Annotated in this window: 17 protein-coding genes, 1 other RNA gene and 1 pseudogene; 15 read left to right on the forward strand and 4 right to left on the reverse strand. The window is 67.8% G+C overall.

What is annotated here, in order from left to right; genetic code table 11:
* Window positions 1-46 precede the first annotated feature (46 nt).
* The 6 genes from ACJ7Z0_RS27610 to ACJ7Z0_RS27635 all read left to right on the forward strand — a co-directional run bounded on the left by ACJ7Z0_RS27610 (window position 47) and on the right by ACJ7Z0_RS27635 (window position 10,205).
* Window positions 47-2,638, forward strand: coding sequence for a PD-(D/E)XK nuclease family protein (locus ACJ7Z0_RS27610; protein WP_434792404.1), 2,592 nt, complete (start codon window positions 47-49; stop codon window positions 2,636-2,638).
* Window positions 2,635-5,892 carry a UvrD-helicase domain-containing protein gene (locus ACJ7Z0_RS27615; protein WP_434792405.1) on the forward strand — a complete coding sequence of 1,086 codons (3,258 nt, stop codon included), beginning with the start codon at window positions 2,635-2,637 and terminating at the stop codon, window positions 5,890-5,892. Before ACJ7Z0_RS27610 ends, ACJ7Z0_RS27615 begins: the two co-directional genes overlap by 4 nt.
* The gene (locus tag ACJ7Z0_RS27620) at window positions 5,889-7,127 is read left to right on the forward strand and encodes a TIGR03862 family flavoprotein (RefSeq protein ID WP_434792406.1); all 1,239 of its coding nucleotides are present in this window, start codon (window positions 5,889-5,891) and stop codon (window positions 7,125-7,127) included. The genes ACJ7Z0_RS27615 and ACJ7Z0_RS27620 overlap by 4 nt, the downstream gene beginning before the upstream one ends.
* Window positions 7,128-7,206: 79 nt before the next feature.
* Window positions 7,207-9,120 (forward strand): galactose oxidase-like domain-containing protein, encoded by a 1,914-nt coding sequence (locus tag ACJ7Z0_RS27625; protein WP_434792407.1) that lies wholly within the window; start codon window positions 7,207-7,209, stop codon window positions 9,118-9,120.
* 24 nt (window positions 9,121-9,144) lie between these two features.
* The gene (locus ACJ7Z0_RS27630) at window positions 9,145-9,600 is read left to right on the forward strand and encodes a hypothetical protein (protein WP_434792408.1); all 456 of its coding nucleotides are present in this window, start codon (window positions 9,145-9,147) and stop codon (window positions 9,598-9,600) included.
* Window positions 9,597-10,205, forward strand: a complete 609-nt coding sequence (locus tag ACJ7Z0_RS27635) for an SCO family protein (RefSeq protein WP_434792409.1) — start codon at window positions 9,597-9,599, stop codon at window positions 10,203-10,205. The genes ACJ7Z0_RS27630 and ACJ7Z0_RS27635 overlap by 4 nt, the downstream gene beginning before the upstream one ends.
* On the opposite strand, the gene ACJ7Z0_RS27640 is transcribed toward ACJ7Z0_RS27635, so the two are convergent.
* Together ACJ7Z0_RS27640 and ACJ7Z0_RS27645 are read right to left on the reverse strand one after the other, a co-directional pair.
* Window positions 10,177-10,896: a DUF998 domain-containing protein gene (locus ACJ7Z0_RS27640; protein ID WP_434792410.1), complete on the reverse strand. Its 720-nt coding sequence runs from the start codon at window positions 10,894-10,896 to the stop codon at window positions 10,177-10,179. The two genes, ACJ7Z0_RS27635 and ACJ7Z0_RS27640, sit on opposite strands and share 29 nt — an antisense overlap.
* A complete protein-coding gene (locus tag ACJ7Z0_RS27645; RefSeq protein ID WP_434792411.1) occupies window positions 10,893-11,237 on the reverse strand; it encodes a hypothetical protein in 345 nt (114 codons plus the stop codon). Before ACJ7Z0_RS27645 ends, ACJ7Z0_RS27640 begins: the two co-directional genes overlap by 4 nt.
* 153 nt (window positions 11,238-11,390) lie before the next feature.
* On the opposite strand from ACJ7Z0_RS27645, the pseudogene ACJ7Z0_RS27650 reads away from it, so the two are divergent.
* Window positions 11,391-11,516 (forward strand): annotated as a pseudogene (locus tag ACJ7Z0_RS27650) (aminoacetone oxidase family FAD-binding enzyme); the annotation flags it as partial.
* A gap of 30 nt (window positions 11,517-11,546) precedes the next feature.
* Here the strand turns inward: ACJ7Z0_RS27650 and ACJ7Z0_RS27655 are convergent.
* Window positions 11,547-12,236: a winged helix-turn-helix transcriptional regulator gene (locus tag ACJ7Z0_RS27655; protein WP_434792412.1), complete on the reverse strand. Its 690-nt coding sequence runs from the start codon at window positions 12,234-12,236 to the stop codon at window positions 11,547-11,549.
* 109 nt (window positions 12,237-12,345) lie between these two features.
* On the opposite strand from ACJ7Z0_RS27655, the gene ACJ7Z0_RS27660 reads away from it, so the two are divergent.
* Window positions 12,346-13,218 carry a class I SAM-dependent methyltransferase gene (locus ACJ7Z0_RS27660; protein WP_434792413.1) on the forward strand — a complete coding sequence of 291 codons (873 nt, stop codon included), beginning with the start codon at window positions 12,346-12,348 and terminating at the stop codon, window positions 13,216-13,218.
* A gap of 74 nt (window positions 13,219-13,292) precedes the next feature.
* Here ACJ7Z0_RS27660 and ffs read toward each other — a convergent pair.
* Window positions 13,293-13,389: signal recognition particle sRNA small type (gene ffs / locus ACJ7Z0_RS27665), an RNA gene on the reverse strand.
* A gap of 123 nt (window positions 13,390-13,512) precedes the next feature.
* Here ffs and dnaX point away from each other — a divergent pair.
* The 7 genes from dnaX (at window position 13,513) to ACJ7Z0_RS27700 (ending at window position 19,721) form a co-directional block, all read left to right on the forward strand.
* Entirely contained in the window at window positions 13,513-15,363 is a 1,851-nt protein-coding gene (gene dnaX, locus ACJ7Z0_RS27670) for a DNA polymerase III subunit gamma/tau (protein WP_434792414.1), read from the forward strand.
* Window positions 15,364-15,460: 97 nt separating this feature from the next.
* Complete coding sequence (locus ACJ7Z0_RS27675; RefSeq protein WP_012747441.1) at window positions 15,461-15,793, forward strand: YbaB/EbfC family nucleoid-associated protein; 333 nt, start codon at window positions 15,461-15,463, stop codon at window positions 15,791-15,793.
* A gap of 7 nt (window positions 15,794-15,800) precedes the next feature.
* Complete coding sequence (recR, locus tag ACJ7Z0_RS27680) at window positions 15,801-16,391, forward strand: recombination mediator RecR (RefSeq protein WP_431130985.1); 591 nt, start codon at window positions 15,801-15,803, stop codon at window positions 16,389-16,391.
* Between the two features lie 48 nt (window positions 16,392-16,439).
* On the forward strand, window positions 16,440-16,832 hold the full coding sequence (locus ACJ7Z0_RS27685; RefSeq protein WP_434792415.1) for an MAPEG family protein: 393 nt from the start codon (window positions 16,440-16,442) through the stop codon (window positions 16,830-16,832).
* A 134-nt stretch (window positions 16,833-16,966) separates the two neighbouring features.
* On the forward strand, window positions 16,967-18,001 hold the full coding sequence (locus ACJ7Z0_RS27690; RefSeq protein ID WP_434792416.1) for an ABC transporter substrate-binding protein: 1,035 nt from the start codon (window positions 16,967-16,969) through the stop codon (window positions 17,999-18,001).
* 74 nt (window positions 18,002-18,075) lie between these two features.
* A complete protein-coding gene (locus ACJ7Z0_RS27695) occupies window positions 18,076-18,891 on the forward strand; it encodes an ABC transporter ATP-binding protein (RefSeq protein ID WP_434792417.1) in 816 nt (271 codons plus the stop codon).
* Complete coding sequence (locus ACJ7Z0_RS27700) at window positions 18,888-19,721, forward strand: ABC transporter permease (RefSeq protein WP_093019062.1); 834 nt, start codon at window positions 18,888-18,890, stop codon at window positions 19,719-19,721. The genes ACJ7Z0_RS27695 and ACJ7Z0_RS27700 overlap by 4 nt, the downstream gene beginning before the upstream one ends.
* Window positions 19,722-19,726 lie beyond the last annotated feature (5 nt).

Below are 19,726 nucleotides of genomic sequence, written 5' to 3' on the forward strand. Positions count from 1 at the left end.
CCCTTTGCGCGTCGCGCCTCCATGCTCCCAAACCCCTCGATAGATCATGAACGAAGGCCACCCCGTCCAGGCCCTGTGGTGCGACCCCGCCGACGGCGTGGTGGCGCGCATTGCCGGGGCCATTGCACAGCGCGGGCTGCACGCGGCGCGCACCGTGGTGCTGGTGCCGTATGCGCAATTGATGGGCGTGGCGCGCAGCATGTGGGCGCGCTGCGGGAGCCCGGGCTTCGTGCCGCGCTTCGAAACCACGCGCAACTGGGCGCGCAGCGCGGGTGGGTTCCTGCCCTCGGGCTACGACATCGCATTCGACATGGCGCAAGACCTGGTCACGGCCCAGGCGCTGCTTTCGCAGGCCGGTTTTGCCGCCGAGCGCTTTGCGCTGGCCGGGCGCGTGGTCGAGCTGGCCTACCAGCTGGCCCCGTTGGCAGCGGCAGCGCTGCCCGAAGAGCGGGGCAGCGAATGGGCGCAGCGGGCGGCCCAGGTGGCCGAGGCGGGCAGCGAGTCGGAATGGTTTCGCATCGAAAGCGCGCTGATCCGCGTCGCGGTGGCCTGGGTCGCCAACTCGGGCTACGCCACCGACGTGCTGCTGCGCGAGAACGTGCGCGCGCAGGTCGATGCGCTCATCGTGCTCGAGGGCTTCCAGACCGATCCGCTCACGCAGACACTTTGCACCTTGTGGGGCGACCGCGCGATTCATCTCTCGCTGGTGCCCACGGCTCGGCCAGCCGCGGCCGCCAGCGCGCATGTGGCCGCCGACCCCGAAGACGAGGCGGAGCTCGCGGCCGCCTGCGTGCTGCGGCACCTGGCCGAAGGCCGTGCGCCGGTCGCGCTGATCACCACCGACCGAGCGCTCACCCGGCGCATCGGTGCGCAGCTCCAGGCCGAGGGCATCGCGGCGCACGACGAAACCGGCTGGAAGCTTTCCACCACACGCGCCGCCGCCACGCTGATGAGCGGGCTGCGCGCCTGTGCGCACGACGCGGGCAGCGACCAGGTGCTCGATTGGCTCAAGAGCGGCGCCGACGGCGATGCCATGGCCGTCCAGGCGCTCGAGTCCCGACTGCGGCGCGAAGGCGTGCGCGAGTGGTCCGCCTGGTGCGGCCAGGTGGCGCGCAGCGAGAAGCCGCAGGACATCGCGCTGCTGCCGTTCACCGAAGCCATCGAAGGCCGCCGCATGGCCATGGCCAAGTCGCGGCCCCTGGCCGATTGGCTGCGCGCGCTGCGCGAGCTGCTGGAGGCCGGTGCCCAATGGGAGTCGCTCGCCGCCGACATGGCCGGCGCCAAGGTGATCGGCGCGCTGTGGCTCGATGCCGATGCGCACGGCGGCGGCGACGACTTTCCCGGCGGACGCCACACGCTGGCCGAATTCACGGCCTGGGTGCGTGACGTGCTGGAAGACGCCAGCTTTGTACCGCCCGCCGGCAGCGACACGCCCCAGGTGGTGGTGCTGCCGCTGCACCAGTTGTTGGGCCGCGCGTTCGGCGCCGTGGTCATTCCCGGCTGCGACGACCGGCGCCTGCCGGCTTCTCCCGAGCCGCCAGGCAACTGGAGCGCCGCCCAGCGCGCCGAGCTGGGCCTGCCCGCGCGCGAGACCCTCGAGGCCGCGCAACGCGCAGCCTGGGCCGCGGCCCTGTGCAACCCCTGCTGCGAAATTCTGTGGCGGCAGTCCGATGCCAGCGGCGAGCCCGTTCGCCCGAGCCCGCTGGTGCAGGCGCTGCAGCTCGACCACGCCCTGCAGCCGGCGGCAGACCCGCGCACGCCGCGCGAAGTGGCGTTGCAGCCGACGCCGTATCCCATGCCCTCCGGGGCGCTGCTGCCGCTGCGGAACATCTCGACCAGCGTCTATGAAGACCTGCGCCGCTGCCCGTACCGCTTCTTTGCGCTGCGGCAACTCGGCCTGCGCAGTGCCGATGAGCTCGACGCCGAAGTCGACAAGCGCGACTTCGGCAATTGGCTGCATGCCGTGCTGGGCCACTTCCACGATGCGCTGAGAGAGACGCCGACCAACGATGTTGCCGAGCGCGTGTCGCTCATCGGCGCGGCGGCAGAGCACGCCACGCGCGAATTCGGGCTGTCCGATGCCGAGTTCCTGCCGTTCGCCGCGGCGTGGCCGGCCGTGCGGGACGGCTACCTTCAGTGGCTTGCCGGACACGAGGCCAGCGGCGCCGTCTTCATGGAATCAGAGCCCTGGAAGGAGCAGCCGCTGGGCGGCCTGCAACTGGTCGGCCGGCTCGACCGCATCGACCGCATGCCCGACGGCCAGTCCTTCGTGATCGACTACAAGACCGAGTCCGCCGCGGTGACCAAGGAGCGCGTCAAGGACCCGACCGAGGACACGCAGTTGGCCTTCTATGCCGCGCTGGTGGCCGACGACACGCTGCGCGCGGCCTACGTCAACGTCGGCGAGAAGTCGTCCGGCACGCAGACCGTCGAACAGCCCGTGGTGGTGGAAGCGCGCGATGCGTTGGTGGCGGGCATCCTCGACGACTTTGCCCGCATTGCGCAAGGCGCGGCGCTGCCGCCGTTGGGCGAAGGCGCCATTTGCGACTACTGTGCGGCGCGTGGCCTCTGCCGCAAGGATTTCTGGGAAGTCGAACAACCTCCGCTTTCTCCGGTGGCCGGAGGATTGGCCAAATGAACGGCGCCGCCTACGAACACAACGGCCGGCACGTCACGCGCGAGGCCTTCTACACCGTCGCCTGCGATCCGCGGAGATCGGTTGCCGTCGAGGCCTGCGCAGGCGCGGGCAAGACCTGGATGCTGGTGTCCCGCATCTTGCGCGCCTTGCTAGAAGAGGGTGAATCCGCCTGCGAGCCGCACGAGATCCTGGCCATCACCTTCACCAAGAAAGCCGCCGGCGAGATGCGCGAGCGGCTCGACCAGTGGCTCGAGCAATTCGCCGAGCGCAGCCCCGAAGAGCTGGTGCGCGAACTCGTGATTCGCGGCGTGAGGCCCGATACCGCGCTTGCTGCCGTACCGCGCCTGCAAGGCCTCTACCGGCGCTTGCTCGAAGGCGGCCGGCCGGTGCAGTTTCGCACCTTCCATGCCTGGTTTGCGGGCCTGCTGCGCAACGCGCCGCTGGCAGTGCTGCGCGAACTCGGCCTGCCTGCGAACTACGAACTGCTCGAGGACGATGCCGAGGCGCGCGCACGCACCTGGCGGCCCTTCTTCGAAGCCGTGACCTCCGACAAGGAGGCCCTGGCCGACTACTACGCTGTCGTCGCCACCTATGGCCGGTCGCAGACCGCCAAGGCGCTGGGCGAAGCGCTCACGCGCCGCGTCGAGTTCTTTCTGTCCGATCCGGCCTCCGCCGTGCAGCACTTCAGCGCCATGCATCCCGCGCTCGAAGGCATGGACGATCCGACCGATGCCTTGAGGGGAGAGGCGGTCAGGCACCGCTGGCTCGACCGTGCTGCCGCGCTCGGCCGCGAAGCCAACAAGACGCCGCAGAAGGCCGCCGAGGCGATCATCGACGTGTTCGGCACCGGTGAGCCGCCGCGCGAGTCGCGCTCGGCCGCACTGGCGCACCTGCGCAAGAACTTCTTCGTCGCCGCTGAAGACAGGCTTACCAAGAACCTGCAGAAATACCCTGCAGCGCAAGAGGCCGAGGCCGAACTCCAAACCTTGTGCGCCGCGCAGGCACAGCACGCGGCCTGGCTCTACCAGCAGCGCATGACGCGGCTCACGCGCATCCTCATCTCCGCCTTTGCCGAGGTCAAGCGCGCGCATGGGTGGGTCGACATGAACGACGTCGAACAGGCCGCGCAGCTGCTGCTCGGCCAGTCGGCGTTGTCGGGATGGGTGCAGGAGCGGCTCGACGCGCGCATCGCGCACCTGCTGATCGACGAATTCCAGGACACCAACCCGCTGCAGTGGCAGGCGCTCTACGGCTGGCTCAGCGCCTACACCGGCGCGGGCGGCAGCGCGCCGCGCGTCTTCATCGTGGGCGACCCGAAGCAGAGCATCTACCGCTTCCGCCGCGCCGAGCCGCAGGTGTTTATTGCCGCGAAGAAGTTCGTGCGCGAAGGCCTGGGTGGCGAGCTGCTCAACTGCGACCATACCCATCGCAATGCGCGTGCGGTGGTCGGGCTGGTCAACAGCGCCATGCTGGCGGCGCAAGAAGCCGGCGAGTTCGACGGCTATCGCGCCCACACCACCGAGCGCAACGACGATGGCGAATTGCTCAAGCTGCCGCCCATCGACCGCGACGCCCTCAATACGGGAGCGGAGGCTGCGCCGGCCGACGACGGCATGCTGCACTGGCGCGACAGCCTTGTTACTCCGCGCGTGTTGCCCGAAGAACAATTGCTGCAAAAGGAATGCGAGCAGGCCGCGCGCTGGGTCGCGCAGCGCATTGCCGATGGCACGCCGCCGCGGCAGATCATGGTGCTGGCGCGCCGGCGCAACCGGCTGGCCGCCATGCAGGACGCGCTGCGCCAGCGCCATATTCCCGTGCAGCAGCCCGAAAAGAACGAACTGCACGACGCACCAGAGGTGCAGGACGTGGTGGCGCTGATCGATGCGCTGGTGTCGCCCGCGCACGATCTTTCGCTGGCGCGCGCGCTCAAGTCGCCGCTGTTCGGCATTGGCGACGATGCGCTGGTGCAACTGGCGCTGCGCCAGCGCGAGCAACCCGCCCTGAGCTGGTTCGGGTTGATCCAGAAAGGAGAAGGCTTGCCGCCGCAGTTGGTCGAAGCCGGCGCCAAGCTCAAGCAATGGCAGCGGTGGCTCTCCGCGCTGCCGCCGCACGACGCGCTGGACGCGATTTTTCATGATGGCGATGTGCTGGCCAGGTTCGGCGCCGCCGTGCCTGCCCCCATGCGGCAGAGCGCGCTGGCCAATCTGCGCGGGCTGGTCGCGGCATCGCTCGACATCGAGGGTGCGCGCTTTGCCACGCCCTACGCGCTGGTGCGCGCATTGCGCGCCGGGGGCGTACGGGCGCCCTCGGTCGCCGTACCCGATGCGGTGCAGCTCCTGACCGTGCATGGCGCCAAGGGTCTCGAGGCCGACACCGTGCTCATGCTCGATTGCGATGCTCCGCCGCCGCGCGCGCAGACCATGGGCGTGCTGGTCGAATGGAAAGGCAGCGACAGCGCGCCCACGCGCTTCGTGTTCCTGGCCAGCGAGAAAACGCCGCCGGGCTGCGCGGCCACGCTACTCGAAGAAGAGCAGCGGGCGCGCCATCGCGAAGAGCTCAACGGGCTCTATGTCGCGACCACGCGGGCGCGCGAGCGTCTCGTGCTGTCGTCGGTGCAGCCGGCCCGCGCCAACGAGGGCAGTTGGTGGTCGCGGCTCGAGTCGATGTGCGAACCGGCGCAAGCCGACGAACCGCTGCTCGCGCTGCCCCTGGGAACAGCGGCTGGCAGTTTTTCGATGAAGAAGATGCCCGTCGCGCCCGCCGCCGAACTGCCCGCCGTCAAGAAAGCCGCTGGCGGCACTGTCGATGCCCGGGCTGCCGCGTTCGGCCAAGCGATGCACCGGCTGCTCGAATGGGCCGTGCCGGGCGAGGCGCTGCCACCCGCGCACGTGCGTGCCGCCGCCCGCGAGTTCATGCTCGACGCGCAACAGGCCCGCGGCGCCGCGGTGCTGGCCGAGCGCATCCGCGCGGGTGCTGGCGCATGGGCGTGGGACGAGCGCATGATCGACTGGCACGGCAACGAAGTGACCCTGGTCCACGAAGGCGAAACGCTGCGCATCGACCGGCTGGTGCGCGAGCGCGCCAGCGGTGCCTGGTGGATCCTCGACTACAAATCTGCCGCGCGCCCTGAACGGGACGCGGAGTTGATCGCACAGATGCAGCGCTACCGCGCGGCAGTGCAACATGCCTATCCCGGTACCTCGGTACGCGTCGCGTTCCTGACCGGGCAGGGCGAACTGGTAAATCTCGAATGACTCTTTCCCATACCGTCGCCGTGATCGGCGGCGGACCCGCCGGCCTGATGGCGGCTGAAGTCCTGAGCGCGTCCGGCGCACAGGTGCACGTTTACGACGCCATGCCCTCAGTGGGGCGCAAGTTCCTGCTGGCCGGCCGCGGCGGGCTCAACCTCACGCATTCCGAGCCCTTCGATGTGTTCATGAGCCGCTTCGGCGAGCGCCGCGCGCAGCTCGAACCCATGCTCGCGCAGTTCGGGCCGCAGCAGGTGCGCGAATGGGTGGCCGGCCTTGGCATCGAGACCTTCGTGGGCACCTCGGGCCGTGTGTTTCCGACCGACATGAAGGCCGCGCCTTTGCTGCGTGCCTGGCTGCACCGCCTGCGCGCGGCGGGCGCGCAGTTTCACATGCGCCATCGCTGGCTTGGAGATGGGGCATTCGACGCGGCTGCATTGCGGTTCGCAACTCCGGCCGGCGAGATCGCCGTGAAGGCCGATGCGGTGGTGCTCGCACTTGGCGGTGCGAGCTGGGCGCGGCTGGGCTCCGATGGCGCATGGGCGCCATGGATGCAAGAGCGTGGTGTCGATATCGCGCCGCTGCTGCCTGCCAATTGCGGATTCGACGGGGCAGGGTGGAGCGAGCATTTTTCCAGCCGTTTTGCGGGCCAGCCCTTCAAGTCGGTCGCGATCTCTTTCACCGACAGCCAGGGGCGCCGCTTTGCGCGCAAGGGCGAGTTCGTTGCAACGGCCACAGGCATCGAGGGCAGCCTGATCTACGCGGCGTCGGCACTGCTGCGCGACGAAATCGCCGCGCACGGCAGCGCGACGCTGCTGCTCGATCTGTTGCCCGACCGCAGCGCCGAGCAGGTGCTGGCTGCCGTCAAGCATCCGCGCGGCGCACGGTCGCTCAGCAGTCATCTCAAAAGCAGGCTCGGCCTGGAAGGCATCAAGGCCGGTGTGCTGCACGAAGTGCTGAGCCGCGACGCAATGCAAGATCCTGAGCAGTTGGCGGCAACCATCAAGGCCGTGCCGCTGCGGCTGGTCGCAACCCGGCCCATCGACGAAGCCATCAGCACGGCGGGCGGCGTGCGCTTCGAGGCGCTCGACGAACGGCTCATGGCCAGCGCGGTGCCGGGCGTCTTCGTGGCGGGAGAAATGCTCGACTGGGAGGCGCCGACCGGCGGCTACCTGCTGACGGCGTCGATGGCCAGCGGGGCGGCCGCGGCGCGCGGAGCGATCAAGCAGCTGGGCCTTTGAGGGTATAACTGAATACTTTTGTATTGTTTATTGCACGTACAAGGAATAAGCTGCAATCAGACAAAATAAAGGAGCAGCGATGACCAGCGTTCCATCGCCGCGCGCCGCGCGCGGGCTTGCTTATGCATCCCTGGTGTTCCTGGTTTGGTCCGGCGGTGACGCAGGAGGTGGCGCCCGCGCGCAGGGCGCGAATCCGACGCTGGCGGGCACGTCCGCATCGGCAAGCAGGCCGGCGCCACCAGACGGACAGCCGGCGTCCCTCACCAGTCCGTCCCCCGGCACCAAGTTCGCCAGCCGCAGCGCGACCTTCGTCTGGAACAACACGGGTGCCAACCAGTACGGCTTGACGATCCTGTCGGCCTCTTCGGCGACACCCGTGGTGGACACATCGACAAATGCGACAACGCTGACGGTGACAAACCTTCCCATAGACGGCGCGGGGCTCGTGGTCCGGCTGCGCTCCCGATTCAAGGGGAAGTGGCTGCCGGCCAACGAATACCTGTTCACGGCAGCCGGATACACCGCGGCGCAATCGACCGCCGCGGTGAAGCCCTGGTCCGATCTGATCGCGCTGCCACTCGTGCCCGCATCGGCCGCCAACCTCCCCGACGGCAAGCTGCTGCTGTGGGCAGCCCGCTCGCCCACCAGCTTCAGCACGAGCAGCAGCGAGGCGTACACCTACACCTCGGTGTTCGACCCCGTCACGCGAACAGCCAGCCCGCTGGTTGTCACGGCCACCGGCCACCAGATGTTCTGCCCTGGCCTGAGCATGCTGGACGATGGGAGCGTGCTGGTCAGCGGCGGCAGCGATGCGACGAAGACCTCGATCTACGACCCGGCGCTGGGCGGCTGGGTGACGGGTGCGCAACTCGGCATTGCACGTGCCTACCAGTCGAGCACGACGATGTCCGACGGCTCCGTGTTCACAGTCGGCGGGTCGTGGAACGGCGGGCAGGGCGGCAAGTACGGCGAGGTGTGGTCGGCCGCCACCAAGACCTGGCGCACGCTGTCCGGCGTACCGGCCAACATGCCCGATGCGAGCAATGTCTCGAACCCGCCGCTGGCCGGCCCTGACGCGGCCGGGGTCTACCGGGGCGACAACCACATGTGGCTGTTCGGCGCTGCCAACGGTTGGGTATTCCACGCCGGGCCTGCTGCCGCAATGCATTGGATCGACACGCGCGGCAGCGGCGCCATCCTGCAGGCCGGGCTACGCAGCGACGACCCCTATGCCATGACCGCCAGCGCCGTGATGTACGACATCGGCAAGATCCTCAAGCTTGGCGGCGCGCCCAACCACGACAGCGGCAACGCCTTCAAGACCGCCTACATCATCGACATCAGCGCGGGCGCGCCGACGGCGCCCACGGTGCGCAAGCTTTCGCCGATGGCCTATGGCCGAACCTTTGTCAACAGCGTGGTGCTGCCTAACGGCGAGGTGTTCGTGATAGGCGGACAGACGCAGCCCGTTCCGTTTTCCGATTCCTACAGTGTGCTGGCGGCCGAGCTGTGGAGCCCGGCGCTGGAGAGCTTCATCACGGTGCCGCCGATGCAGAAACCGCGCAACTATCACAGCGTGGCCCTGCTGCTGCCGGACGGACGCGTGCTGGCGGGCGGCGGCGGGCTGTGCGACTGTGCGGGCGACCACCCGGATGCGGAGATCTACACGCCACCGTACCTGCTGGCGAGCGACGGTTCGCCGGCGTCCCGCCCGGCCATCACGGCCGCGCCGGCCAGCGCCACATGGGGGAGCCAGATCGCCGTGACAACCGACCGCGCGGCGGCCCGCTTTGCGCTGGTGCGCATGGCATCGGCCACTCACTCGGTCAACACCGATCAGCGCCGCATCCCGCTGTCATTCACGGGCACGGCAGGCAACTACCAGTTGGGCATTCCGACCGATCGCGGGACGGTGCTGCCGGGCAACTACATGCTGTTCGCACTCGACAGCAGCGGCGTGCCGAGCGTGGCGCGCACCATCAACATCCGGTAGCGGCCGGCGCGCTTCGCGAAGCCGATGCTTTCGATGATGATGCTGGCGCTGGCGCTCGGAACCGCACTGGCCGTTGGCCCGGCGTGGTCCGGAACGCCTGAAGCCGCCATGCCTTCCTCGGTGGCGCATGGCGCGCGCCTGTTCGATGGCACCGAGCCACTCGCCGGCACGCTGTCCGGCCACAGCGCGCCGCTGCCGGGCGCAGCGACTCGCTGCATCCAGTGCCACGCGGGCCCCGGCAAGTCCACTGCCGCTGTCTCCGGTTTCGCGCCGCCGCTCGACCGGCGCCAATTGCGCGAAGTCCTCCCGCGCCGCGGCGGCCCGCCCGTCGCGTACGAGCGCGCATCCTTCTGCCGCACGCTGCGCACCGGCATCGACCCGGCCCATGTCGCGCTGCCCCGAGCCATGCCGCGCTTCGATGCCGACGAAGGCCAGTGCGCGGCGTTGTGGGACTACCTGACGCAAGCCCTTTCTCAATGAACCCAATGAACGCGCGGGGCTCCTTCATACCCTCGCGGGTTGCATCCCGCGGGCGCCGGCGCCTGCTTGCCGCCGGTGCACTGGCGTGGCTGGGTGTGCCTCCGGCCCGCGCAAACACCAGCATCGGCCCGGTGCTGCCGGCGGTGTCGGCTCCGGCCCTGCCGCTGCGGCGCCACGACGGCGCCACACCGATGCTCGCTGCGCAGTTGCGAGGCGCCCCAACCGCGGTTCAATTGATGTTTACCGGATGCAGCACGGTCTGCCCGATTCAGGGGGCCTTGTTCTCGACGCTGCAGGCGGCATTGCTGTCGGAGCGCTACACGGCGGTGCGCCTGCTGTCGCTGAGCATCGACCCACTGTCCGACGACCCTGTTGCACTGAGCGCCTGGTTGCGGCGCTTCGGCGCAAGGCCAACGTGGAGCGCGGCGGCGCCAGCCCCCGAGGCACTTGAGTCGATGCTCTCGCTGTTCACGGGAGGCGCGGCAGCGGGCGACCGCCATACCGGCCAGGTTTATCTGTTCGATCGTCACGCCCGGCTGGTCTGGCGAACCAGCGAGTTGCCGCCGACCGAAGAGGTCATGGCCGGACTACGGCAGCTTGGTTAGTTGGATGCAGCGGCTGCGGATTCAGCGCCGGTGAGGGGCCGCCTGCCATGGCCAGCGGCGCAGCCGCGGCGCGCGGGGCTGGGGATTTCCTCAACCAGGATGCGGCAAAACCGAGCCAGTAGAGGATGGCAAGAATCAGCAACTTCTGAGTCAGGCCCCGCGGTACGTCCCGCCATAGCGTCTGCACCCAGAGCGCAATGAAACAGAACGCCGCCAGGGCAAATGCGGCGACGAAGCGAGGCCGCCACAGCGGGTCTTCGCGCAGCCGCCAGGACTGCAACAGCATCGCCGTGGTCGTGCAAAGAAACGCCGTTTGGGCCGCAACGCCGTGAATGAAGCCTTCAAGAGTCGGCGGCGACAGATACGTGTTCGTTTCGGCCAAGGCCGTGACCACAAGCCCGAGACTCCCGCATGCGAACATAAGCAGGGGGGCGGCGCTGCGGGCGCGGGGCGACAGGGCGCGGTAGTAGCCAACGCCCAAGGCCAGAAGTGCGGTAGCCAAAGCGAAGTACGCACCGCGCACCCACAAGGCGTGCGGGCCGATCAGATAAAAGCTCAAAGGCGCGCGAAGCCAGTCAAGGTCGGTGCGCAGCATCTGTGCCGACGCACACACCAGCAAGAATGCGCAAACCCCAGTGCCACCCGCCAATCCGAATTGACGGCTCCTTGCGCTACAGGTTCCGAACGTCATCCGCGCTTGACCTCTACCACGCGTCCATTGACGATGCTCAACGTGCGGCGGTTTTCAAGGTAATCCATGGTTCCGGGAAACCGCTTTCCGTCTCGCATCCCGATGCGCCATGGGCAGCCCGCCAGCAGGTCCACCGCTTCGCGCTCGGGTTTGCCGATCAGCGCGTTGTCTCCGAGGCGGTCGGCCTTGCAGCCCTCCGCCGTGCCCGGTGCGCCTTGAGGCCCCGGCGCGGCGACGGATGCGGGTGGGGTGTTCACCGCAGCGCAGCCCACCACACCCATGGTGAGTATTGCCGCCACTGCCATTCGACCGGCGGCCTGGTTTTTCTTGATCGTTGTCATGCAATTTCCTTTCGTTGGTTGATGGGGGCGACTGTGGCTATTCTGAAGCGCGGGTTCTCGGACGAGACCATCGGCGCCGGTGGGCTGTTGCTGGGGCGCTCGGGCCGACGGCCGTGGCGGCTGCGGCATTCATGCTGCTTTGAATTGCCCGAGCCGGGCGTGTTCGTTGCGGGAGAGATGCTCGATTGGGAAGCACCGACCGGCGGCTACCTGCTAAAGGCATCCATGGCCAGCGCTGCGGCCACAGCGCGTGGCGCTGTCAAGCGGCTGGGCCTCTGACGGCTTCGCGCGGCTGCGGCGGGGAAGGCCTCAGAGCCGCGCTGCGACCCGGGTGTCGGCGAAAACGCTGCGCCCGAGCCAGCGCCAGAGGTTGCGGGTATCGGATTCCGTGCCGATGACGCGCAGGCGCCGCTCGCGCAACGCAGCCTCGGCGTCGAGGTCGCCGGTCCAGATCTCGGTCAGGGTTCGCACGGTCGATTCGACAATCAGCGTCGGTTCGTCGCCGGGGTTGTCGCGGCAGAGGTCGGCGCTGCCCTGGTCGACAACCAGCCACCAGCGCCGCTCGCCCTCGGCTGCGTCGGTGAAGCGGAAGTGGATCACGATGCAGCGCGCGCGCGGGCACTCGTCGATCCGCACGAAGCGGCGGACGTCCCACATCAGGAAGCCGGCGTCCAGCTGGTCGCGCTTGAGCCGGCTGCCGATCCAGCGCGCACCCCAATGGCCCAGGGCCATCACGATCGGGCGCAGCTCCTCGCCCGCTGCGGTCAGGTGATATTCGGCCGTGCTGCCGTCGCCCTGAACCCGCTTGACGACACCCACTTCCTCCAGCTTGCGCAGGCGCTGTGCCAACAGCGAGCCCGACATGCGCGGCACACCGCGCCGGATGTCGTTGAAGCGCGTGCTGCCGCACAGCAGCTCGCGCACCACCAGCGGCGTCCAGCGCTCGCACAGCACCTCGGCGCCGCGCGCCACGGTACAAAACTGGCCGTAGTCGATCATGGCGCCAATTTAGTCGCTGCGGCGATCCGAGGCCAGTACAGATTCTGGACTGGAGAACTTCCGGCCGCGCTGCCATCCTTGAGACTCCCTCACTCGATGGAGATCCATCATGACCACCGTCACAGCCCCGCCGGCATTCAACGCCGCCGCCTTCAAGACCACCACCCGCGCTCAATGGCAGGCTGCCGCCGAGGCCTGGCATCGCTGGGGGCCGTTTCTCGGCCGCTGGCTGGGCGACGCGACGGAAACGATGTTCGATCTGGCCCGCATCGAGCCCGGCAGCCGGGTGCTCGACGTCGCGGCCGGCGCGGGCGAGCAGTCGATCGGTGCGGCGCGGCGCGCAGGCCCCAGTGGCCGCGTGCTCGCTACCGACATCGCGCCGGCCTTGCTCGAGCGCGCGGCTGCGGATGCCAAGGCCGCGGGACTGTCGAACCTCGAGACCCTTGAACTCGATGGCGAGGCGCTCGACACCCTGCCCGCCGGAAGCTTCGACGCCGCGATCAGCCGCGTGGGCCTGATCTACTTTCCCGACCAGCAGCGCGCGCTCGCCGGCATGCGGCGGGCCTTGCGTCCGGGCGGGCGGGTGTCGGCGGTCGTCTACTCGACCCCCGAGCGCAATGCATTTTTCTCGATCCCCGTGAAGATCATTCGCGAACGCGCGCGGCTTCCCGCGCCGCTGCCGGGACAGCCCGGGCCGTTTTCGCTTGGTGCCGAAGGCGCGCTCGAAGCCGCGTTTGCCAAAGCCGGTTTGCACGACATCGAGGTACGCCGGGTGCCGTCGCCGGTGCGGCTGGCAAGCGCAGCCGAATGCGTGCGCTTCGAACGCGAGTCCTTCGGAGCGCTGCACCAGATGATGGTCGGGCTCGACGAGGCCGAGCGTGCGAGCACCTGGGATGCCATTGAAGAGGCGCTGCGACAGTTCGAAGGCAGCGAAGGCTTCGTCGGGCCATGCGAGATGCTCGTTGGCGGCGGAAGCACGTGAGGGTGGGAGTGGGGGGCTTGCCGCCCCCATTTCAGCGCGCAAGTCCTTGAGAACTCACGGCTTTTTGATGTTAGGTTGACGAGCCTTACCCCTGGCACTGACTACGCAGTTAGGGCTGCTTGGTTCCCCACCTGACCCGGTTGGCCACTTCACCATGCAGGGAGGCCCGTCAGCACGCATTGTAACCCGGTGGCCCGGCAAAGCCGGGTCACCGGTGTCCCTCGGGAAGACGGGTCTTTTTTGATTTGCGGGACGGGGCCGAGGACCGGCGCGGCGCCTTTTAGAATGCCCGCAATGTCTTATCTAGTGCTCGCTCGCAAGTTCCGTCCGAAAACCTTTGGTGAGATGGTTGGCCAGGGGCACGTGGTGCAGGCGCTCGAGAACGCGTTGACCACGCAGCGGCTGCATCACGCCTATCTTTTCACCGGCACCCGGGGCGTGGGCAAGACCACGGTTTCGCGCATTCTGGCCAAGTCGCTCAATTGCCAGGGCCCGGACGGGCAGGGCGGTATCACGGCCACGCCTTGCGGGGTGTGCCAGGCTTGCAAGGACATCGATTCGGGCCGCTTCGTCGACTACACCGAGCTGGACGCGGCATCGAACCGCGGGGTGGACGAGGTGCAGTCGCTGCTCGAGCAGGCGGTGTACAAGCCGGTGCAGGGGCGCTTCAAGGTCTTCATGATCGACGAAGTGCACATGCTCACCAACACCGCGTTCAACGCGATGCTGAAGACGCTCGAGGAGCCGCCGGAATACCTCAAGTTCGTGCTCGCCACCACCGATCCGCAGAAGGTGCCGGTCACGGTGCTGTCGCGCTGCCTGCAGTTCAACCTGCGGCCGATGGCACCCGAGACGGTGCTGGAGCATCTGACCGGCGTGCTGCAGACCGAACAGGTGCCGGCCGAGCCGCAGGCGCTGCGTCTGCTCGCCCGTGCCGCACGTGGCTCGATGCGCGATGCGCTGTCGCTCACCGACCAGGCCATCGCTTTCGGCAACGGCGAACTGCTGGAAACCGGCGTGCGCCAGATGCTCGGCAGCGTGGACCGCGGCCATGTGTTCAAGCTGATCGAGGCGCTGGCAGAGGGCGACGGCAAGACGGTGGTCGACACCTCCGAGGCGCTGCGGCGCGACGGCATGTCCGCCGCCTCCACGCTGGAAGAAATGACGGCGGTGCTGCAGGCCATGGCCGTGCTGCAGGCGGTGCCTTCGCGGGCCGAGTCGGCCGATTCGGCCACCGACCCCGATGCGGCCGACACGGCACGGCTTGCGGCGCTGATGCCGGCCGACGAAACACAATTGCTCTACAGCCTGTGCCTGCACGGCCGCGGAGAACTGGGCCTGGCGCCCGACGAGTACGCGGCGCTCACGATGGTGCTGTTGCGGCTGTTGGCCTTCAAGCCTTCCAACGCGGCTGCTTCCTCGGCCTCCACGGAAAAAAAAACTCTGAATGAAGCCCGGAAGGCGGTTTCGGCCCCTGCGGCCGTAGCGCCGGCCCGGGCGGTAGAAGTTGCCGCGGCGCCCGTTGCGGCTGCCGCACCGGTGGCCCCGCAGGCCCCTGCGGCGCCAGCGGGACAGCGCCTTGCCGTGGTCAGCGAGCCCCTTCGGCAGGGCGAGGCCAGGCCACCCGCCACGGCAGAGGTTCCGCCGTGGGAGACGGGCGCCAAGGTGCTTGCCGTCCCGATGCGCGTCCAGCCGCCTCCGAGCCAGCGCGACGTGCCGCGCCCCGACGAGCAGCGCAGCCCGGCACCACCTATTCCGCCCAGCGAAGACGGCGATTTCTGGCACGCCACGGTCACGCAGATGGTCGCGGCCGAGAGCATCAATGCCCTGGCGCGCGAACTCGCGCTGCAGTCGCAGCTGGTGGCGCGCGACGTCGACCAGTGGATACTTCGGGTGGAGCGCGAGTTGCTCAACCAGCCTTCGGCCCGTGAGAAGCTCACCGACGCGCTCGCTGCGCTCGGCCACGGCGTGAAGCTTGCCATCGAGATCGGCGGCGTGGTCGACAGCCCCGCGCGCCGCAACAAGCAGGCCGCGGACGAACGCCAGCGCGTGGCCGAGGAAGCCATTCGCAGCGATCCCGAAGTGCAGATGCTGATGCGTGAATTCGATGCGAAGATCGTGCCCGGAACCCTCAAGCCGGCCTGACAGAACGCTACTGAAAACTCGTGCCGGCACTTGCGGCATTCCGGTTCGACCGCCATCTCTCTTATCCTTCCCCCATTCCAACCAATCAGGACCAACGATGTTCAACAAAGGACAACTGGCCGGCCTCATGAAGCAGGCGCAGGCAATGCAGGACAACCTCAAGAAGGCCCAGGAAGAGCTGGCCACCATCGAGGTCGAAGGTGAATCGGGCGCCGGCCTCGTCAAGGTCGTGATGACCTGCAAGCACGACGTGAAGCGCATCACCATCGACCCGAGCCTCCTGGCCGACGACAAGGACATGCTCGAAGACCTCGTGGCTGCCGCCTTCAACGCCGCGGTGCGCAAGGCCGAGGAAACCAGCGAGCAGAAGATGGGCAAGCTCACGGCCGGCATGCCTGGCCTTCCGCCCGGCATGAAGCTGCCGTTCTGAGCCATTGATGGCCGACGCCAGTTCGCTCGACGCACTGGTCGATGCATTGCGCCGCCTGCCCGGGGTCGGCGTCAAGTCGGCCTCGCGCATGGCGTTTCATTTGCTGCAGCACGACCGCGAAGGCGCGCAGCTGCTTTCGCGCGCGTTGCAGCAGGCGGCGGGCAACGTGCGGCATTGCGAGCGCTGCAACACCTTCACTGAGGCGCCTGTGTGCAACGTGTGCCTCGATGCGCGCCGCGACGCGACCAAGCTCTGCGTGGTCGAGACGCCCGCCGACCAGGCCGCGCTCGAGCGCACGGGGGCCTTTCGCGGCTACTACTTCGTGCTGATGGGCAAGCTCAGCCCGCTCGACGGCATCGGCCCCAAGGACATCGGGCTGCAGAAGCTCTTCGACCGTGCGCTCGACGGCACGGTGAGCGAGGTCATCCTGGCCACCAACTTCACGGCGGAGGGGGAGGCCACCGCGCACGTGATCGGCGAGGCGCTCAGGCAGCGCGGCCTCAGCGTGACGCGCCTTGCGCGCGGCGTGCCGGCCGGCAGCGAACTCGAATACGTGGATCTCGGCACCATCGCGCATGCTTTGGTGGACCGTCGATAACGTGCCGCGGCCGTTGCAGCCGCTGGCGAACGCAGACAACAAACCCAAATGACTCTTTCACTGCTCACCGTTGCCTACTGGTGCGTGTTCATCGCCTGCGGGCTGCCGTATCTCGCGGCATGGATCGCGAAAGCCGGCAGCTTCGGTCCGCGCGACAACACGCATCCGCGCGACTGGGCCGCGAAGCAGAGCGGCTGGCGCGCGCGCGCCAACAGCGCGCAGTCCAACAGCTTCGAGGGGCTGCCGTTCTTCATTGGCGCGGTGATCATTGCGCACCAGCTCGGCGCCAACCAGGCGCGGCTCGACGTGCTGGCGGTGGCCTATGTCGTATTGCGCCTGATCTACATCGCGGCCTACATCACGGGCATCGGCAGCGTACGCAGCGCGGTCTGGGCGCTCGGATTTCTCGTCAACATCGCGATTCTTTTCCTCGCGCGATAAGCCGTTTGGCACAGGCCGAAGAGGCCTTCATGCTTACGTGAAAACCCGCACGGGATGACCCCGATGCAGCCGACAGGGGCGCACCCCTAAGCTCGATTCGGTCTAAAGAATCAATGAGCCCGCAGGTCCGTTCCATGCTCCCTCGCAGAACCCTCATCACAGCCTCCGCAGTCGCTGCCGCATCGATCGCGCTGCCGCGGGTTTTTGCGCAAGCCAAGCTCGAGAAGACAAAAATTTCCATTGCGGTCGGTGGCAAGGCCGCCTTCTACTACCTGCCGCTCACCATCTCCGAGCAGCTCGGCTATTTCAAGGCCGAGGGCCTCGATGTCGAGATCTCCGACTTTGCCGGCGGTGCGCGCGCATTGCAGGCGGTGGTCGGCGGTTCGGCGGACGTGTGCTCGGGCGCTTACGAACACACCATCAACCTGCAGGCCAAGAACCAGTTCTTCCAGGCTTTCGTGCTGCAGGGGCGTGCGCCGCAGATCGCGGTGGGCGTGTCGACCAAGAACATGGCGGGCTACACCGGCATCCAGGATTTGAAGGGCAAGAAGATCGGTGTGTCGGCGCCGGGCTCCTCGACCAACATGGTGGCCAACCTCGTGCTGTCGCGCGGAGGCCTCAAGGCCAGCGACGTGAGCTACATCGGCGTGGGCGTGGCAGCGGGCGCGCTCACGGCGCTGCGCTCGGGCCAGATCGACGCCATCAGCAACACCGACCCGGTCATGACCATGCTCGAGCAGAAGGGCGACGTGAAGATCATCAGCGACACGCGCACGCTCAAGGGCACGCAGCAGGTGTTCGGCGGGCCGATGCCCGCAGCCTGCCTCTATGCGCCGACGGACTTCATCCAGAAGAACCCCAACACCTGCCAGGCACTTGCCAACGCCATCGTCCACGGCCTCAAGTGGCTGCAGACGGCGGGGCCCGGCGACATCATCAAGACGGTGCCGGAGACCTATCTGCTCGGTGACCGTGCGCTGTACCTTGCGTCTTTCGACAAGGTGCGCGAATCGATCGCCACCGACGGCCTCGTGCCGGCCGAAGGCCCCAAGACCGCGCTCGCGGCCATCGCCAGCTTCGACACCTCCGTGAAGCCCGACAAGATCGACCTCACGAAAACCTACACCAACGATTTTGCTAGGCGCGCGAAAGACAGGTTCAAAGCCTGACTCCGAACGTCCCCGCGACCCGGCCTCGGCCGGGTTTTTTCTTGTGGCGGCCGATGCCAGAATTCCTGCCAGACATGTCCGACTACGCACTCGAACTTCTCTCCATCAGCTGTACTTTTCACTCGAAGGATGATCCGGGCCAGCGCTACACCGCGGTGGCCGACACCACGCTGCGCGTGCGGGCCGGGGAGTTCGTATCGGTTGTGGGCCCCACGGGATGCGGCAAGTCCACCTTGCTGAACGTCGGCGCCGGTTTGCTCGAACCGTCGTCGGGCACCATCAAGGTCTTCGGCCAGGCGCTGCAAGGAGTCAATGCGCGCGCGGGCTACATGTTCCAGACCGAGGCATTGATGCCGTGGCGCAGCGCCATTCACAACGTGATGGTGGGGCTGCAATACCGCGGCGTGCCCGACGCCGAAGCCCGCGAGCAGGCCGAGGCCTGGCTGTCGCGCGTGGGTCTTTCGGGCTTCGGCGACCGCTATCCGCACCAGCTCTCGGGCGGCATGCGCAAGCGGGTGGCATTGGCGCAGACGCTGGTGCTCGATCCCGACATCATCCTCATGGACGAGCCCTTCAGCGCACTCGACATCCAGACGCGGCAGCTGATGGAAAACGAAGTGCTCGAGCTGTGGAGCGCAAAGAAAAAGGCGGTGCTCTTCATCACGCACGACCTCGACGAGGCCATTGCCATGAGCGACCGCGTGGTGGTGCTGTCGGCGGGGCCGGCCACGCATCCGATCGGCGAGTTTGCCATCGACCTCGCGCGCCCGCGCGACGTGGCCGAGGTGCGCACGCAGCCGCGCTTCGTCGAGCTGCATACGCAGATCTGGGAGGTGCTGCGCGACGAGGTGCTCAAGGGCTACGCGCAGCAACTCCGGAAGGCCGCATGATGCCCAGCCTCAACGAACGCAATGCGCGCTTCTGGCAGCTGGTGCTGCTGGCGGTCATCCTGGTGGGCTGGCATGTGGCGTCGCGCAACCAGCAGATCGCTTTTTTTCTTGGCGAACCGATCCAGGTGGCAGGGCGCATCTGGAGCTGGTTTCTGCCGTTCGAGGTGCCGCCGAACCTGCTGTTTCCCGAGGGTCTCAAGGGCAATGCAGACATCTATCGTCACCTGGGCACCACGCTGCTGGAAACGGTGCTGGCCTTCGGCATTGGCACCGTGCTCGGCCTGGCGTGCGGGCTCTGGCTGGCGCTGGCGCCCACGGCGAGCCTGATCCTCGACCCCTACATCAAGGCCGCCAATTCGATGCCGCGTGTGATCCTCGCGCCGATCTTCGCGCTGTGGTTCGGCCTGGGCATCTGGAGCAAGGTGGCCCTGGCCGTCACGCTGGTGTTCTTCATCGTGTTCTTCAACGTCTACCAGGGCGTGCGCGAGGTGAGCCCGGTGGTGCTGGCCAACGCGAAGATGCTCGGCGCCAACCAGCGGCAGTTGCTGCGCACCGTGTATCTGCCCAGCGCCACCAGCTGGGTGTTCTCGAGCCTGCACACCTCGGTGGGGCTGGCTTTCGTCGGAGCGGTGGTCGGTGAATACCTGGGCTCGGCGCGCGGCGTGGGCTACCTGATCCTCCAGGCCGAAGGCACCTTCGACGTCAATACCGTGTTTGCCGGCATCGTGGTGCTGACGGCCTTCGCGCTGCTGCTCGACGGCCTCGTCGGCCTGATCGAAAAACGCCTGATGAAGTGGCAGCCGCGCAGCGGAGAAACCGAGAAGCTCTAGCGCTC

The organism is Variovorax palleresanus (assembly GCF_051144945.1).
Taxonomy (GTDB): domain Bacteria; phylum Pseudomonadota; class Gammaproteobacteria; order Burkholderiales; family Burkholderiaceae_C; genus Variovorax; species Variovorax paradoxus_S.

Coding starts and splice junctions, on each gene's coding strand:
- ACJ7Z0_RS27610 (WP_434792404.1), top strand. CDS start 47: ATGAACGAAGGCCACCCCGTCCAGGCCCTGTGGTGCGACCCCGCCGAC.
- ACJ7Z0_RS27615 (WP_434792405.1), top strand. CDS start 2,635: ATGAACGGCGCCGCCTACGAACACAACGGCCGGCACGTCACGCGCGAG.
- ACJ7Z0_RS27620 (WP_434792406.1), top strand. CDS start 5,889: ATGACTCTTTCCCATACCGTCGCCGTGATCGGCGGCGGACCCGCCGGC.
- ACJ7Z0_RS27625 (WP_434792407.1), top strand. CDS start 7,207: ATGACCAGCGTTCCATCGCCGCGCGCCGCGCGCGGGCTTGCTTATGCA.
- ACJ7Z0_RS27630 (WP_434792408.1), top strand. CDS start 9,145: ATGCTTTCGATGATGATGCTGGCGCTGGCGCTCGGAACCGCACTGGCC.
- ACJ7Z0_RS27635 (WP_434792409.1), top strand. CDS start 9,597: ATGAACCCAATGAACGCGCGGGGCTCCTTCATACCCTCGCGGGTTGCA.
- ACJ7Z0_RS27640 (WP_434792410.1), bottom strand. CDS start 10,896: ATGACGTTCGGAACCTGTAGCGCAAGGAGCCGTCAATTCGGATTGGCG.
- ACJ7Z0_RS27645 (WP_434792411.1), bottom strand. CDS start 11,237: ATGACAACGATCAAGAAAAACCAGGCCGCCGGTCGAATGGCAGTGGCG.
- ACJ7Z0_RS27655 (WP_434792412.1), bottom strand. CDS start 12,236: ATGATCGACTACGGCCAGTTTTGTACCGTGGCGCGCGGCGCCGAGGTG.
- ACJ7Z0_RS27660 (WP_434792413.1), top strand. CDS start 12,346: ATGACCACCGTCACAGCCCCGCCGGCATTCAACGCCGCCGCCTTCAAG.
- dnaX (WP_434792414.1), top strand. CDS start 13,513: ATGTCTTATCTAGTGCTCGCTCGCAAGTTCCGTCCGAAAACCTTTGGT.
- ACJ7Z0_RS27675 (WP_012747441.1), top strand. CDS start 15,461: ATGTTCAACAAAGGACAACTGGCCGGCCTCATGAAGCAGGCGCAGGCA.
- recR (WP_431130985.1), top strand. CDS start 15,801: ATGGCCGACGCCAGTTCGCTCGACGCACTGGTCGATGCATTGCGCCGC.
- ACJ7Z0_RS27685 (WP_434792415.1), top strand. CDS start 16,440: ATGACTCTTTCACTGCTCACCGTTGCCTACTGGTGCGTGTTCATCGCC.
- ACJ7Z0_RS27690 (WP_434792416.1), top strand. CDS start 16,967: ATGCTCCCTCGCAGAACCCTCATCACAGCCTCCGCAGTCGCTGCCGCA.
- ACJ7Z0_RS27695 (WP_434792417.1), top strand. CDS start 18,076: ATGTCCGACTACGCACTCGAACTTCTCTCCATCAGCTGTACTTTTCAC.
- ACJ7Z0_RS27700 (WP_093019062.1), top strand. CDS start 18,888: ATGATGCCCAGCCTCAACGAACGCAATGCGCGCTTCTGGCAGCTGGTG.